Here is a 15,250-nt window from a genome sequence, read left to right on the forward strand (position 1 = left end):
CTCCACGGTCAAGCTCGCCGCACAGGCACCGGCGTCTGCAGTGAACGTCGCCGGCAACCTGGCCAACACCGGGCTGGACGCAGCACCGCTCGCCCTCGGCGCGCTCGTGCTCTTCCTCCTCGGCGGAGCTGCCATGACGGTCAGCAAGGTACGTCGCCGGCCAATTCAATAAGAGGTACAGCTCTCGCTGAGACCGAGAACTGAGACCAGGAAGCGGCGCCCGGGATAACCCGCCGGGCGCCGCTTTCGTCTGCCCAGCAAGGCAAAGGACGGCAACGGCCGCCCATCCGAGGATGGGCGGCCGTTGCCGCACAGGGAAGAGGAAGTGAACCGCTACTGGTAGAGGTTCGGCTTGATCTCGTCCGAATCGATGTTCTTGGCGTCGTACCAGTAGAAGCCGGTGTCGATGATCTTCTCCAGTTTTTCGCCCTTGATGGCGGCTACGGCAGCCTTCACTGTTTCGTAGCCGATTCCGACCGGGTTCTGCGTGACGGCGCCAGCCATGAGGCCGGACCGGATGGCATCGATCTGGGCCTTGCCTGAGTCGAAACCGACGATGGTCAGCTTGCCCTTGAGGCCGAGTTCTTCAACCGCCTTGACGACGCCGATCGCCGAACCCTCATTGGTGCCGTACATGCCCTTGAGGTTGGGGTTGGCCGTGACAATGGCCTTAGCCGCATCGGCCGAAAGGAGCTGATCGCCACCGGCGTACTGGATGGCCACGATCTTGATGTTCGGGTGGTTCTTTTCGATGTATTCCTTGAAGCCGTCCCGGCGGTCGGTACCGGACTTGGAGGTCTGGTCGTGGCCGATGATGGCAATGTCGCCGCTCCCGCCGATGAGCTCCGCGAGGTGCTTGGCGGCCTCGGCCGCAGCAGCCTTGTTGTCCGTTGAGGCGGTGGTCACCGGAATGTCGGATTCAACCCCGGAGTCAAAGGCAACCACGGGAATGTTCTTGCTCTTGGCCTGCTCCAGCAACGGGGTGGCTGCCTGGGAGTCCAGGGCGGCGAAGCCAATGGCGGCTGGTGACTTGCCCAGAGCGGTCGTCAGCATCTGGATCTGCTGGTCCACGTCCTTTTCGGTGTTGGGACCTTCAAAGGTGATTTCGACGTCGAGCTCTGCTGCTGCCTTGTCCGCGCCCTGCTTCACGGCCTGCCAGAACTGGTGCTGGAAGCCTTTGGAAACGATGGCGATATAGGGCTTTGCTCCGTCGGCGGGAGAAGCGCCGGGGGTTCCGGCAGGGGCCTCGCAGCCGGCGATGGCTACAACACCGAGGGCCAGACCGGACAGGGTAAGGAAACTGCGCCGGTCGAAAGTTGACTTGTTCATGGATGAAAACTCCGTTGTTTTTCTCATTGGAAAGGAAGAGAGGGTGGGAAAGAGGGGATGATGCTGGAGGGAGGTCCGCATCGGACCGGCTGAAGACGCTACTTGGCTGCCTCCTTCCGGCGAAGCATGTCCAGGTAGACAGCCACCAGGATCACAACGCCGATGGCCACGTTCTGCCACTCCTGCGGCACCGAGATGACGCGGAGGCCGTTGGTGAGGACGGACATAATGAGGGCACCAATAACCGTGCCGACGATGGAGCCTTTGCCTCCGGCCAAGGACGTCCCACCGATCACAACGGCGGCGATCGCCTGGAGTTCATACCCCATGCCCTGTCCTGGCTGTGCTGAGTTGAGCCTCGCCGCGATGATCACGCCGGCCAGCCCGGTGAAGGCTCCTGCGGCGGTGTAGATCCAGAGCTTCCAGCTGCGGACGTTGATGCCCGAGAGCGCCGTCGCTTCCTCGTTGGAGCCGATGGAGAAGGTGTAGCGGCCCAGCAGGGTCTTGCTCATGACCACGCCGGCCAGTGCCGCCGCTCCGAAGAAAATGAAGACAGCATTGGGAATGACCAGCCCGGCAATGGGTTTGCCAAGGGCGAGGTTGGCAAAACCCTCGGTACCTGTGAAATAGATGGGCTTGGTTCCCGAAACCACCAGCGCCATCCCCTGGCAGACGAGCATGGTGGCCAAGGTTGCAATGAATGGGGGGATTTTCAGGAAGGAAATGAGGAAGCCATTTACGGCCCCGATAACTGCTCCCATCAGGATGCCGCCCACAATACCGGCCCATATCGGCAGGCCCAGATAGGTCAGCACGACGCCAACCATCACAGAACACAGGCTCATGCCGGTGCCCACGGAGAGATCGATGCCGCCAGTGACGATGACGAAGGTCGCACCGAGGGCAAGGAGCCCGATGACCACCGTGGAAAGCAGGATGTCCGAGAGGTTGCCCGGCAGCAGGAACCGGGCGTTCATGACGCCGAAGAAGACCACCAGGACAATCAGCGAGCCGAAGGCCAGGAGCTGCTGCAGGGACGAGCGGAGCCGCAGGGAGAGGCCTTGGGCGCGTGGCGGTGAAGACGGCGCCGTCAACACCTTGGATTCTTTCGGTGTGGGGGTTTCTACAATGCTCATGAGGTTGGTGCTCCTGTGGTGATGGAGACGCGCCGGGTGGCAAGTTCCATGATGTTTTCCTGGGTGGCTTCTGCATTATTGAGGAAGCCGGTGATCCGCCCTTCGCACATAACGGCGATCCGGTGGGACAGGCGGAGGACTTCGGGCAGTTCGGAGGAGATCATGATGATCGCCTTGCCTTCGCCCGCAAGTTCGTTGAGGAGCTTGTAGATCTCGTCCTTGGCTCCGACGTCGATGCCCCTGGTGGGCTCATCGAAGATGAGGATGTCACAGTCCTTGACGAGCCATTTTGCGATGACTACCTTCTGCTGGTTGCCGCCCGAGAGGTTCCGGGCAAGCTGCCTGATGGACGGCGTCTTGATCCGGAGCTTGCGGGCGTATTCGTCGGCGGTGCGGCGCAAAGCAGCGTCCTTGATAAAGCCGCCCGCAGAGTTCTCCACGAGCGAGGAGAGCATGATGTTTTCCTTCACGTCGCGCTCCAGCATGAGGCCCAGATGCTTTCTGTCCTCAGAGAGGTAGCCGATGCCCAGCTTCGCCGCTACGGCCGGGTTGGGAACCTGGACGTCGGCCCCGTTCACTTTGAGGTGTTCGAAGCTGGCCTTGTCCGCGCCCACCAGGGCCCTGGCAACTTCGGTGCGTCCGGCACCCATGAGTCCGGCAAATCCCAGGATCTCGCCCCTGCGCAGCGCGAAGCTGACACTCTTCAGCAGGGAAGGGGTAGTGAGCCCTTCAACCGAAAGTACGACGTCGTCCGCGCGGTCTGCTGCGTCGGCCGGCGGGCGCTGGTCACCGGAAATCGAACGTCCCACCATCAGCGAGATGACCTCCTGCATGCTGGTTTTTTCGGTGTCCACAGTGTCCACGTACTCGCCGTCGCGGATAACGGTAACGCGCTGGGAGATCTGCTTGAGCTCATCCATTCGGTGTGAAATGTAGATGACTCCCGTCTCCGGCGAGACAAATCCGCGGATCAGTTCATGCAGGGTGGCCACTTCGGCATCGTTCAGGGCCGCGGTGGGCTCATCCATGATGATCACCTTGGAGTCATGACTCAGGGCCTTGGCGATCTCTACCATCTGCTGTTTGGCCACCGTCAGATCACCGCAGCGCTCCCTTGGATCCAGCTTGAGGCTCATCCGGTCGAACAGATCCTGGGTCTTCCGGTTCAGTGCCCGCTCACTGAGCATTCCAAAGCGGCGGGGTTCCCGGCCGATGTAGATATTCTGCGAGACGGTCAGGTCGGCCATCAGGTTGAACTCCTGATGGATGATGCTGATGCCCAGCTCCTGGGCATGCTTTGGTCCGGCTGGCGTAAAGGCCACACCGTTGAGTTCAAAGGTTCCCTCATCCGGGACGTAGATGCCGGAAAGCAGCTTCATCAAGGTGGACTTGCCTGCACCGTTTTCGCCCACAAGAGCGAGCACTTCACCGCGCCGAAGGTCCAAATGCATGTTGTGCAGTGCCCTGACACCGGGGAAGCTCTTCTCCACGCCGTGCACCGACAACAGTGGTGTCTGATCCGCCGTCATGCTTTCACCTCGTCCTGCTTGGTTATGGTTGATTCCGTTTCCGGGGTGGTTCCGTCCGCTGACGATGCAGGCAGCCCGGAGTTTTCCAGTCCATAAGTACGGACCGCTGTTCCTTCGAGGAAAGCGTGCCGCTCCGCGGGACCCAGGTCGGCAGCCAGTTCGAGCAGCACCTCCACTGTGCGGCGGTAGGGCGCTCCGAGCGTGCTGACCGGCCAATCCATGCCGATCATCAGCCTCTCGGGTCCAAAAGCTTCGAGTGCCTCTTCCCAAAGGGGACGCAGCGCCTTCGCCGTGTACTCCAGTCCTGGCAGGTGCAGGCCGGAGACCTTGGCCACGGTGTTAGGCAGTTCAGCCAGAGCCCGGAATTCGCGGCGCCAGCGCTCCAACTCACCGCACGACCCGTTGCCGCCGGAGGTGACGGTGCCTGAGAGTGGCGGTTTGCCCAGGTGATCCAGCACCACGGTGAGTTCAGGAAGGTCCCTGGCAAGGTCAACGGCACGCTGGAGGTGCCGGGGATAGGCGTCCGGGACGTCCAGTGTCAGTCCCTTGGCGGACAGCAGCTTCAGCGATTCCCTCACCTCAGGCAGCTCCAGGAAGTTATCCCGCGGGTCGTTGTGGACCAGGTGGCGGACACCGCGGAACTTAGGGTTCTGGCCCAGCCGTTCCAGCGCGGCCTCTGCCTGCTCAGGCTGTTCCAAAGGTATCCAGCCGACGACGGCGAGCACCCAGTCGTTGCGGTGAGCCGCGGCCAGCATAAATTCTGTGTCAGAGATGGCGTCGTCCGCCTGCACCAGCACCGCTCCGCTGACACCGGCGTCAACCAGGGTTCCCTGTGCCTCTGCTTCGCCATAGCTGCGGAAGAGCGAACCATGCTGAGGACCGAGCCATGAGTACGGACGCCGCGGCGCTCCCGGCTCGGTTGGCTGCTCGGGGACAGGCGGCAGTTCCCACAAATGGAGATGTGAGTCGATCATGCCGGGATCAACTTCCGCTGTGAAAGTTCCGTCCACAGTTCCTCCGGAACCACTTCTTCCATCCGGCTGGCGCTGTCGCGGATCTGCTCCGGGGACGTTGCCCCAACCGTCACATTGACTACCGCGGGGTGCCGAAGACCAAACTGGAGCGCCGCCGTCGGAAGCTCTACGCCGTAACTGGCGCAGATCGCTGCCAGTAGGCGGGCGCGTTCCAGTAGCTCGTGCGGTGCCTGTCCGTAGTTGTAATGGGCGTCGTCGGGAACGTCCTGGCGGGCCAGCAATCCGGAATTGTAAGCTCCGACGTTGACCACGCCTGTACCTTTCTCTACGCATCGCGCCAAGAGCGGCACCTGGGGCTGCTCAAGAAGGGTGTACCGGCCGGCCAGCATCACGAGGTCCAGGTCAACCGCCTCGACGCAGTGAAGGGCGGCTTCGGCTGAGTTGATTCCGACGCCGATGCCGCGCACGAGCCCTTCGGAGCGCAGCTTTTCCAGGGCGGGAAGTCCGTCACTGATGCCTCCGGCGAGGTCATGGATGTCTGCATCGTGAAGGTAGGCGATGTCCAGATAATTCAGGCCCAGGCGTTCCAGCGATTCCTCGATGCTTTGCCGGATACCCCGCTCGGTGAAGTCCCAGACGCGGCGGCTGGCGGCAGGCACGTCGAATCCTTCCGGATCGCGTGGGCTGACTCCATCGATGTCACCAGCGGTCACACCCTGCTTGGGTACAAGGAGGCGTCCAACCTTGGTGGAGATGACAAATTCCTGCCTGGGCTTGCCCTGGAGAAAAGCACCGAGACGGTGTTCGGACAGGCCCAGGCCATAGTGCGGGGCCGTATCGAAGTATCTGATGCCGGCGTCCCAGGCGGCTTCTGTGATCGCTGAGGACGTGCTGTCGGACATGGCACGGTAGAGATTGCCGAGCCCGGCAGCGCCGTAGCCCAGCCTGCCGAGTTGGAGGGTGCCAGGTTGCAGGCTGCGCGCGTCACTGGAAGTCTGTGCGCTCATGGCAGTTCCCAGACCAGCGGAACACCTGAATCGTTGCCGCTGTAATCGTCTTCGATCTCCAGCAACTCGGCCATGCGGGCTTGCCAGGCGAGGTTGACCGGGTGCTGGGCAAGGGCTTTGCGCATAGCCTTGTAGTCCTCTACTTCCACCACGTGAATCAGTTCCAGGCCGCTGCGCCAGATGCGCCAGTTGGCGACGCCGGCATCCTTCAAGGCAGTGACCAGCTCGGCGGGGATGGCGGCGTGCGCGTCGGCATAGGCCTGCGCTGCTCCCGGCTTCAGCTTGGTGTGCAGGACGATGGTCTCAGGCATCAGCCGACGCCTCGTTGAGTGCCAGCTCCCGCTCGGGCGACAGGGGATCGGTGGTCTGGTGGCCGGCAGGCTGGTGAACGTCCGCTGCGGTGCCGCTCCAGGTTCCGCCGTCGGGGAAGCTGAAGGCAGTCAATGTCTGCCGGTGCATTTCGGCGCCGGCCCCGGGTGCTGAGGGCGGCCAGTAGCAGCCTCCGCGGACGTCCACGGGGGTGATGAAATGCTCGTGGAGGTGGTCCACAAACTCAATCATACGGTCGTCCTTTTCTCCGGAGACAGCAATGAAATCGAACATTGAAATATGCTGAACGGCCTCACAAAGACCGACCCCGCCGGCATGCGGACAAACACGGATGCCGAACTTCGCGGCGAGCAGCAAAATAGCGATGTTCTCGTTGACGCCCGCCACCCGGGCCGCGTCAAGCTGAAGCACTTCGATGGCACGTGCCTGCAGAAGCTGCTTGAACATGACCCGGTTCTGCACGTGCTCACCGGTGGCAACCGGGATTGGTGCCACACCGCGCGCTATAGCGGCGTGTCCCAGGATGTCGTCCGGGCTGGTAGGTTCTTCAATCCACGCGATGTCGTAGGGAGCCAGATGTGCCATCCAGTCAATGGCTTCCTGAACGTCCCACCGCTGGTTGGCGTCGACAGCAATCTTGATGTCAGAACCTACGGCCTCGCGGGCTACACGGACACGCCGGATGTCATCCTCCAGCGAGGCGCCCACTTTGAGCTTGATCTGCGTGAAGCCGTCCGCAACAGCTTCCTTGGCCAGGCGTGCGAGCTTCTCGTCGCTGTACCCCAGCCATCCCGGTGTTGTGGTGTAGCCAGCGTAGCCCTCGGCTAGGAGCCTGGCATGCCGTTCGGCGCGGCCCGGCTCGGCGCGGTGAAGTATCTCCAGCGCTTCCTCCGGGGTCAGCGCATCACTGAGGTAACGGAAGTCAACCAGGGCCACGATCTCCTCCGGGCTCAAGGATGCCAGCAACTCCCACAGCGGAAGCCCCGCACGCTTGGCCTTCAGGTCCCACAGGGCATTCACCACGGCGCCGATTGCCATGTGCATCACGCCTTTTTCCGGGCCCAGCCACCGCAGTTGGGAGTCGTGGACCAGGAGGTTCCAGGTACCGCCCATGTCCGCCAGCAGGTCTTCGACGTTCCGGCCCAGAATGTGGGGGCGCAATGCGTCGATGGCTGCAGCCTCGACTTCATTGCCGCGCCCGATGGTGAACACAAAGCCGTGTCCCTCCAGGTCATCGCCCGCATCTGTGCTGATGATCAGGTAGGCCGCGGAGTAATCGGGATCCGGATTCATCGCGTCGGAACCGTCCAGTTCCTGGGACGTGGGGAAGCGGATATCAAAGGTTTCTACCGCCGTTATGACGCTCATAATGCTCCTGACTGTGCAGCGGCCGGAAGGGGCGCTTCGTGGCCGACCGGGCACATCACGAAGCTGCCGGGTCGGGAATCTGGGATTAACCTAAACATCCGATGTTTCACTTGTCAATGGGTAACTTATGCGTAGTATTAGGGGAGGCCCGCAGCAAAAGCTCGGATGTTAGCGGCATACCTTGCGCCAAAGTCAGAGGAGATCATGAATATCAAGCTGGCCCGTTTGGGCGAACGCGGAAAAGAAAAGCCGGCAGTGGTCACCACTGACGCCAACGGGGACGAAAAATACTTCAGCCTGGCAACACTGACCCGCGACGTCGACGGCGTCTTCCTGGCAAACCAGGGCATCTCCCGCACTCGGCAGGCCCTCGATGCAGGGACTTTGCCGGAGGTTTCAGCAGCTGGCCTTCGGGTCGGAGCGCCGGTCGCCCGTCCCGGGGCCATCGTCTGCATCGGCATGAACTACGCTGCCCATGCTGCCGAATCAGGTGCGGCGCCGCCAGAGATTCCAGTGGTGTTCCTCAAGCCGTCAAACACCATCAGCGGACCATTTGACGCCGCCCCCATCCCGCCGTCGTCCAAAAAATACGACTGGGAGGTTGAACTGGGAGTGGTCATCGGCCGGGAGGCCAGTTACCTTGCTGACCCCGCCGAGGCCATGGACTACGTCGCAGGATATGTAATTGCCAACGATCTTTCCGAGCGCGACTATCAGCTGCCCGGCGCGGCCGGTCAATGGACCAAGGGCAAATCCCTGCCGGCTTCCACACCGCTTGGCCCCTGGCTTGTTCCTGCGGATGAGATCGATCCGGGCCAGCTGAGGTTGCGGTCCCTGGTCAACGGTGACGTCCGCCAGGATTCTTCAACAGCGGATCTGATATTTGACGTGGCTACCTTGGTGCACCATGTCAGCCAGTACATGCTGCTGGAGCCGGGCGACGTGATCCTCACCGGCACTCCTGAAGGAGTGGCGTTGTCGGGTCGCTTCCCGTACATCCAGCCGGGGGACGTAGTGGAGCTCGATATAGAAGGACTCGGCCGGCAGCGCCAGGAGTTTTACCGGCAGGGAGCAGCGCAGTGACGACGTTAGGAAACAGTGAAGTGAACAGCGAATTTGAAGGCCTGGTGGCCCTCGTCACCGGAGGAGCGTCTGGCATCGGGGCGGCAGTCGCGGACAGGCTCGCGGCTGGCGGCGCCCAAGTAGCGGTGCTGGACCTGAACCCTTACGGCACGCCGCACTTCGGGATTGAATGCAATGTTGCGGATGACGCTTCCGTGCGGACCGCCGTCGAAAGCGTCGCCGCCCGCTTCGGTCGGCTGGATATCGTGGTGAACAACGCGGGCATCGGAGCCATGGGTGACATTGCCGCGAACGACGACGACGAATGGGCCCGGGTCCTGGACATCAACGTGGTGGGGATCGCCAGGGTGACCCGCACGGCCCTCCCCCATCTGCGCCAATCGCCCGCAGCAGCCATCGTCAACACCTGCTCCATCGCCGCCACCGCAGGACTCCCCCAGCGGGCCCTCTATTCGGCATCGAAAGGCGCGGTCCTGTCCTTGACACTGGCCATGGCCGCTGACCACATCCGTGAAGGCATCCGCGTGAACTGCGTGAACCCTGGAACAGTGGACACCCCCTGGGTCTCCCGGCTGCTGAGCCAGGCGGCCGATCCTGAAGCCGAACGGTCCGCCCTCAACGCACGCCAGCCGCATGGCAGGCTCGTGGCGGCGGAGGAAGTGGCTGAGGCTGTGGCTTACCTGGCAAGCCCCCGCTCGGGGTCAACCTCCGGCACGGCCCTGGCGGTCGACGGCGGCATGCAGGGACTGCGGCTCAGGCCCCTCAGCTGATCTTGCGACGGTAGATGGTAGCCGCGAAGGTGTAGGCGACGGCGAGAATCCCGACGAGCCAGACGAGGGCGATCCAGATATCACTGCCGATGGGTTCCCCGGCGTACAGCGCCCGGATGGTGTTCACAATGGAAGTCACGGGCTGGTTCTCCGCGAACCATGCAACCGGGCCTGGCATCGATTCGGTGGGTGCGAACGCCGAGCTGATGAACGGCAGGAAGATCAGCGGGTAGCTGAATGCGCTCGCGCCGTCGACAGTTTTCGCCGATAGCCCGGCAATCACGGCGATCCAGGTCAGGGCGAGCGTGAACAGGATCAGGATGCCGGCCACGGCCAGCCAGGCCGCCACCGACGCCCCCGTGCGGAATCCCATGATCAGCGCGACGCCGGACGCGATGGTGATGAGAAGGATGCCAGGGAGCATGTAGTTAAGGTACGACTCGTCGGATCCGGTGTTGATCGCACCGCCGAACACGTACACGAACAGCAGCATCAGCGCGATCGGGGTGACCGCCGTGGTGATGATCGTGTCGGGGCTGCGGACGATGTGGCGCAGCGAGCGGCCTGTCAGGATGCCGGTATCGCCGAGGACATGGGTGCTCATCGTGGTTCCTTTCGTGCCGGGACTGTGCGGTGGTCTCCGGAGCTGCCGTCGCCGTCGCCAGCGGCGGCTGGGGCCGTGCCACCGACGAGGGCGAGGAAGACATCCTCAAGGGAGGGTTGTTTTTCGACGTATTCCACCTTGGCGGGCGGGAGGAGTTGCTTGAGTTCGCTCAGGGTCCCGTTTTGGATGATTCTGCCTTTGTGCAGGATTGCGATGCGGTCGGCGAGTTGTTCGGCCTCGTCGAGGTACTGCGTAGTGAGGAGCACGGTTGTGCCTTGACCGGCAAGTTGCTTCACCGTCTGCCACACCTCGATACGCGCCTGGGGGTCAAGTCCGGTGGTCGGTTCATCCAGGAAGATGATGGGCGGGTTCCCGATCAGGCTCATTGCGATGTCGAGTCGGCGTCGCATGCCGCCTGAGTACGTTGAGGCCTTGCGGTTCCCTGCGTCCGTGAGCGAGAAGCGGGCAAGCAGGCCATCGGCGATCTCACCCGGGTTCGTCAGGTGACGCAGCTTCGCGACCAGTACCAGATTTTCCCGGCCGGTGAGCACTTCATCGACGGCGGCGAACTGGCCCGTCAGGCTGATCGACTCGCGCACATCACCGGGTGTCGCTGCGACGTCGAAGCCATGGACTGTGGCGGTACCAGCGTCGGCCTTCAGCAGCGTCGAGAGGATCCGCACCAGCGTGGTCTTGCCCGCACCGTTCGAGCCGAGCAACGCGAAGATGCTCCCCGCCCGCACGTCGAAGTCGACCCACCGCAGCACGTGCAGGTCCTTGAATGACTTCTCGATGCTCTCGACTCTGATCGCCGGTTCGAGGGCCTGGCTGGTGGTCATGCTGTGGTCTCCTTCCCGTTCTGAGTGCTAGCGGCGTCGATCGCCTTCATCAAGCGGGCGCGCTCCTTATCGATCCACCGAGTGCCGCCGTAGGCCTGGGTGAAAGTTTCGGCGAACTCCACCGGGTCCTCGCCCACGATGCTGCGAACCGGCGTTCCGTCGACGGCGGCCCGCTCCCAGAGGTCGGCGAAATCGCCGAACATCCTGATGATGGTCTCGCCATCGGTGACTCCGCCGTAGTACATGAAGTAACGCTCGAATGCCTTCGCGGCGGCGCGGTATGGCTCGGGGAGCGCCTCGATGCGGGCCTTGTACTGCCTGTACTGCTTCTTCTGCTCGAGCGATCCGGTGAGGGCTTCAATCCACTTTGCTGCCATGGTTATTTCTCTCCTTGTTTCTGCGCGTGCTCAATGTGGTGGTGGAGCTGTTCGATCCGCTGTTCGAGGAAGCGCCAACTCCTCCAGAACTCTTCGAGGTAGTCGCCGCCCAGCGCATTCAGCGAATAGACCTTGCGCGGCGGCCCCTTCTCGGACGGGATTTTCGCGACGTCAACGAGGCCGCGCTGCTCGATCCTGACGAGCAGCGCGTAGACGGTTCCCTCGACAATGTCGGAGAAGCCCTGCTCACGCAGCCGTGCCGTGATCTCGTATCCGTATGCCGGCTGCACGGCCAGGATCGCGAGGACGATGCCTTCCAGTGTGCCCTTGAGCATCTCGGTCATCTGCTTGCCCATGGAAGCCTCTCTACAGCTACTCAGTGTTACTGACTACCACTAGATAGTAACACTGAATAGCGGTCTGGCAAGGGGAGATTTACGGGCTTAACCGATGATGGGCCGTTCTTCCGGCAGTCGGTAGAGCCTGGGGCGGGAGGAGAGCGCTATGGCTGAGGCGACCGTGATGGTGCCGATGCGGCCTGTGTACATGAGGACGATCAGTACCCATTCGGCGCTGGGTGGCAGGTTGTAGGTGATTCCGGTGCTCAGGCCGACGGTGCCGAATGCTGAGATCGATTCGAACAGCACTTTTTCGAGGCTGTAGTCGGTGAACATCAGGAGCAGCATGGTGCCCGTGACCACCGCTGCCACACCGAGTAGGGCAACAGCGAGCGCCTGCCGTTGTGAGGATGAGCTGATCGACCGGTGTGCGATGGTGACCTGGTCGCGGCCCCGGATTTCGTTCCAGATCGCGAAGCCGAGCACCAGGAATGTAGTGACTTTGATGCCGCCGGCTGTCCCTGCGCTGCCGCCGCCGATGAACATCAGAACGTTGGTGACCATTAATGTTTCCGGTGTAGCTGCGCCGTAGTCGATGCTGTTGAAACCGGCGGTTCGGGGGAACACGCCCCCGGCCAGTGAACTGAGCAGCTTTCCTCCGAAACTCAGCGGGCCGAGGGTCTCCGGGCGGTTCCATTCGAAGGCCGCGAACAAGGCAATACCGGCGACGAGCAGCAGCAGCGTGCCATAGATGGTCAGACGGAGGTGGATACTCCAGTCCTTGATCCTGGTCTCGCCTCTGAGGAGTTGGATGATGACTGGGAAGCCGAGTCCTCCGGCGATGACGGCGGCGCAGATGGGAACGATGATCCAGGGATCTTCGGCGAAGCCAATCAGGTTGTCGCTGTAGAGGCCAAAGCCTGCGTTGTTGAATGCGGAGACCGCGTGGAACGTGCCGTGCCACAGGGCCGTGGCAGGGTTGTCGTCGTAGGCGATCCAGAAGCGGGCGGTCAGGATCAGGGCGGTGGCAGCCTCAAAGAAGACCATGATCTTGGCTACCCTGAACAGCACCGTCCGGACGTCGCCGAAGTTCAGGGTGTGGGTTTCGGATTGCGCCACGAGCTGGCCCCGCACGCCGATACTCTTGCGGACGAGGAGTGCCAGCAGGGTCGCCAGGGACATGATGCCGAACCCTCCCACCTGGATCAGTCCGAGAATTACGCCTTGGCCGAGCGGCGTCCAGAACGTTGCCGTGTCCACGGTGATCAAGCCCGTGACGCAGACTGCTGAGACAGAAGTGAAAAGAGCTGTGGTGAAGGTGTCGCCCTCGTCTCCGGTCCGCGACATCGGCAGCATCAGCAAAAGTGCGCCCACAATGATTACGGCCAGAAATGCCAGCGGCACCAGGCGGACCGGATGAAGCAGACCCCTCGCAAGGTACTCTCCTCCGTCGGCGAGATTCCGCAATACGCTTCGGCGGATAGGAAGACCTCGGGACACGTGGCTCTGTACTCTCGGCAGACTGATGGTCTCCGGATGCCTTTTAGATAGAGTCACCCCACATGCACCCAAGGCCGTTGGGTGACGTCGGGTTCGGCTTCGCGCAGCACCTCGCGGGTGACCGGGGCAATCTCGCCCTCGCCCAGGAACAGGAAGCGCAGCAGGTTCGCAACGGGGTTTCCTTCAGTCCAACGGAAGTAGATGTGCGGCATCAAACCTGTTGCGTCACGGATATGGAAGAGGACGGAGGCGATGGTGTTGGGCACCACGGGGCCATGCACTTCCAGGATCCGGTATCCGTGACGGACAACCCCGCGGACGTGGAGTTCTGTTTCAAAGTCGGAGGAATCGTCAACGATCACTTCCAAGAAGAGGGCCTCGTGTGCGAGGGGAAGATGACTGACCTCGATCGCGGACCTGAGCTTATCCCTGTACGCCTCGGCGGACGTTAGGAGGGGTTCGTGGGCGATGATGGTGATGGGCCCGTCCAGGTTGGAGGACATGAACTCCAGTGCCGCCTGGTCCAAGTGGACACGGATGGCGTGCAGTTCGAAGGAACGCCGCACCCGGGAGAGCAGGGACACGACGATGATGCCCAGGATAAATATGCCGGCGATCCTGATGCCTTCGGGGCGTTCAATGATGTTGGCCACTGTTGTGTAGAGGAACACGACGGTGATGACGCCGAAGCCGATCGTTTGTTTGCGCTCTTTCCGCCGTCGCGCGGACAGGGTGACGGCCACGGCGGCTGAGGTCATCAGCACCAGGACGCCGGTGGCGTACGCACCGCCTTGGGCGTCGACGTCGGCCTCGAACAGGTAGGTGATCAGGAAGCCGACCAGGGTGAACACGAGTACGAGCGGGCGGACGGCTTTGGCCCAGCCTGGTGCCATGCCGTAGCGGGGCAGGTACCGGGGAACGAGGTTCAGGAGTCCGGCCATGGCGGAGGCGCCGGCGAACCAGAGGATCGCGATCGTGCTGATGTCATAGACGGTTCCGAATCCGACGCCGAGGTATTCATGGGCGAGGTAGGCCAATGCCCGGCCGTTGGCCTGGCCGCCGTCCTGGAATTCCTGCGCGGGGATGAGCACCACTGTGATGAAGCTGGTGGTGATGAGGAAGGAGCTCATGATCACGGCGGCGGTGGTCAGCATGCGTCGGGTTCCGCGGATGCGCCCTGTCGGGTTGACCTCGGTGTCATTGGTGTCTCCGCGGACCTGGGGCATGACGGCCACGCCTGTTTCGAAGCCGGAGAGTCCGAGGGCGAGCTTCGGGAAAACGATCAGTGCGACGGCGACGGCCATCAGCGGATTGCCGTGGGAGGTCCACAGGGTTGTCCACCAGTCGCCGACCGCGACGGGGTGGTTGATGACGCCAACGATCGTTACTGCCACGACCACAACATTGAGGCACAGGTACAGGGCGACAATGGCGACGGCGACGGCGATGGCTTCCTTGAATCCGCGCAGGAACACCGCTGCCAGGAGAGCGAGCAGGAAGAGCGTGACAAGGACGTTCTGTCCGTGGAGCCAGTCAGGGACGACCGGGTTCTCGATCAGGTGGGCGCTGGCATCAGCGGCCGAGAGTGTCATGGTGATCATGAAGTCGGTGGCAGCGAAGCCCAGGAGAACGAGGACGAAAAGCTTCCCGCCCCAGCGTGGCAGAAGGCGCTCAAGCATTGCGATGGACCCCTCCCCGCGAGGGCTTTCTCCGGCGACACGACGGTAGACCGGCAGCGCGCCGAAGAGGGTGACAGCGACCAGGACGAGGGTGGCGAGTGGAGAGATGACACCAGCGGCCAGCGCAGCGATGGCCGGCTGGTAGCCGAGGGTGGAGAAGTAGTCCACACCAGTCAGGCACATGACCTGCCACCAGGGGTGCTTCATTTCCAGCTTCGTGGTTACGCCGCCGGGTCCCTGGTGAGTGCCTTTGCTGTCCTGGAGTCCGAACAGCAGCCAACTCTTCAGCGCTGCCTTACCCGCCGGCCCGGGAGCCGAGGGGTCTGCCGGCGGCCTGCTCAATGTGGTCATAAGTTCCTCTCCGTGCGGCGCACCAGGCACCGCGAC

The 15,250-nt window shown here is 62.6% G+C and carries 15 protein-coding genes; 2 read left to right on the top strand and 13 right to left on the bottom strand.

Annotated elements, in window-relative coordinates; translation table 11 throughout:
• Positions 1–333: 333 nt before the first annotated feature.
• The 7 genes from RIN13_RS11085 to RIN13_RS11115 form a co-directional block, all read right to left on the bottom strand.
• On the bottom strand, positions 334–1,329 hold the full coding sequence (locus RIN13_RS11085) for an ABC transporter substrate-binding protein (protein ID WP_309107393.1): 996 nt from the start codon (positions 1,327–1,329) through the stop codon (positions 334–336).
• Between the two features lie 98 nt (positions 1,330–1,427).
• The gene (locus RIN13_RS11090) at positions 1,428–2,465 is read right to left on the bottom strand and encodes an ABC transporter permease (RefSeq protein WP_309107394.1); all 1,038 of its coding nucleotides are present in this window, start codon (positions 2,463–2,465) and stop codon (positions 1,428–1,430) included.
• On the bottom strand, positions 2,462–3,994 hold the full coding sequence (locus RIN13_RS11095) for a sugar ABC transporter ATP-binding protein (RefSeq protein ID WP_309107395.1): 1,533 nt from the start codon (positions 3,992–3,994) through the stop codon (positions 2,462–2,464). Before RIN13_RS11095 ends, RIN13_RS11090 begins: the two co-directional genes overlap by 4 nt.
• Positions 3,991–5,004 carry an amidohydrolase family protein gene (locus RIN13_RS11100; RefSeq protein WP_309107396.1) on the bottom strand — a complete coding sequence of 338 codons (1,014 nt, stop codon included), beginning with the start codon at positions 5,002–5,004 and terminating at the stop codon, positions 3,991–3,993. Before RIN13_RS11100 ends, RIN13_RS11095 begins: the two co-directional genes overlap by 4 nt.
• On the bottom strand, positions 4,965–5,975 hold the full coding sequence (locus RIN13_RS11105; protein ID WP_309107397.1) for an aldo/keto reductase: 1,011 nt from the start codon (positions 5,973–5,975) through the stop codon (positions 4,965–4,967). The genes RIN13_RS11100 and RIN13_RS11105 overlap by 40 nt, the downstream gene beginning before the upstream one ends.
• Positions 5,972–6,286, bottom strand: coding sequence for an L-rhamnose mutarotase (locus RIN13_RS11110; RefSeq protein WP_309107398.1), 315 nt, complete (start codon positions 6,284–6,286; stop codon positions 5,972–5,974). The genes RIN13_RS11105 and RIN13_RS11110 overlap by 4 nt, the downstream gene beginning before the upstream one ends.
• Positions 6,279–7,673 carry an L-fuconate dehydratase gene (locus tag RIN13_RS11115; protein ID WP_309107399.1) on the bottom strand — a complete coding sequence of 465 codons (1,395 nt, stop codon included), beginning with the start codon at positions 7,671–7,673 and terminating at the stop codon, positions 6,279–6,281. The genes RIN13_RS11110 and RIN13_RS11115 overlap by 8 nt, the downstream gene beginning before the upstream one ends.
• 204 nt (positions 7,674–7,877) lie before the next feature.
• Between RIN13_RS11115 and RIN13_RS11120 the strand changes: the two genes are divergently transcribed.
• On the top strand, positions 7,878–8,756 hold the full coding sequence (locus RIN13_RS11120; RefSeq protein WP_309107400.1) for a fumarylacetoacetate hydrolase family protein: 879 nt from the start codon (positions 7,878–7,880) through the stop codon (positions 8,754–8,756).
• A 20-nt stretch (positions 8,757–8,776) separates the two neighbouring features.
• Positions 8,777–9,526, top strand: coding sequence for an SDR family oxidoreductase (locus RIN13_RS11125; RefSeq protein WP_309107401.1), 750 nt, complete (start codon positions 8,777–8,779; stop codon positions 9,524–9,526).
• Here RIN13_RS11125 and RIN13_RS11130 read toward each other — a convergent pair.
• From RIN13_RS11130 to RIN13_RS11155, 6 genes are all read right to left on the bottom strand, one after another.
• On the bottom strand, positions 9,519–10,130 hold the full coding sequence (locus tag RIN13_RS11130; protein ID WP_309107402.1) for an ABC transporter permease: 612 nt from the start codon (positions 10,128–10,130) through the stop codon (positions 9,519–9,521). The genes RIN13_RS11125 and RIN13_RS11130 overlap by 8 nt on opposite strands.
• Complete coding sequence (locus RIN13_RS11135) at positions 10,127–10,969, bottom strand: ATP-binding cassette domain-containing protein (protein WP_309107403.1); 843 nt, start codon at positions 10,967–10,969, stop codon at positions 10,127–10,129. The genes RIN13_RS11130 and RIN13_RS11135 overlap by 4 nt, the downstream gene beginning before the upstream one ends.
• Entirely contained in the window at positions 10,966–11,346 is a 381-nt protein-coding gene (locus RIN13_RS11140; protein ID WP_309107404.1) for a DUF1048 domain-containing protein, read from the bottom strand. Before RIN13_RS11140 ends, RIN13_RS11135 begins: the two co-directional genes overlap by 4 nt.
• Before the next feature lie 2 nt (positions 11,347–11,348).
• Positions 11,349–11,702: a PadR family transcriptional regulator gene (locus RIN13_RS11145; RefSeq protein WP_309107405.1), complete on the bottom strand. Its 354-nt coding sequence runs from the start codon at positions 11,700–11,702 to the stop codon at positions 11,349–11,351.
• 87 nt (positions 11,703–11,789) lie between these two features.
• Positions 11,790–13,184 (bottom strand): potassium transporter TrkG, encoded by a 1,395-nt coding sequence (locus RIN13_RS11150; RefSeq protein ID WP_309107406.1) that lies wholly within the window; start codon positions 13,182–13,184, stop codon positions 11,790–11,792.
• Positions 13,185–13,237: 53 nt separating this feature from the next.
• Positions 13,238–15,214, bottom strand: a complete 1,977-nt coding sequence (locus RIN13_RS11155; protein WP_309107407.1) for an amino acid transporter — start codon at positions 15,212–15,214, stop codon at positions 13,238–13,240.
• Positions 15,215–15,250: the final 36 nt, after the last annotated feature.

This window comes from Arthrobacter sp., assembly GCF_031179985.1.
GTDB lineage: Bacteria > Actinomycetota > Actinomycetes > Actinomycetales > Micrococcaceae > Arthrobacter.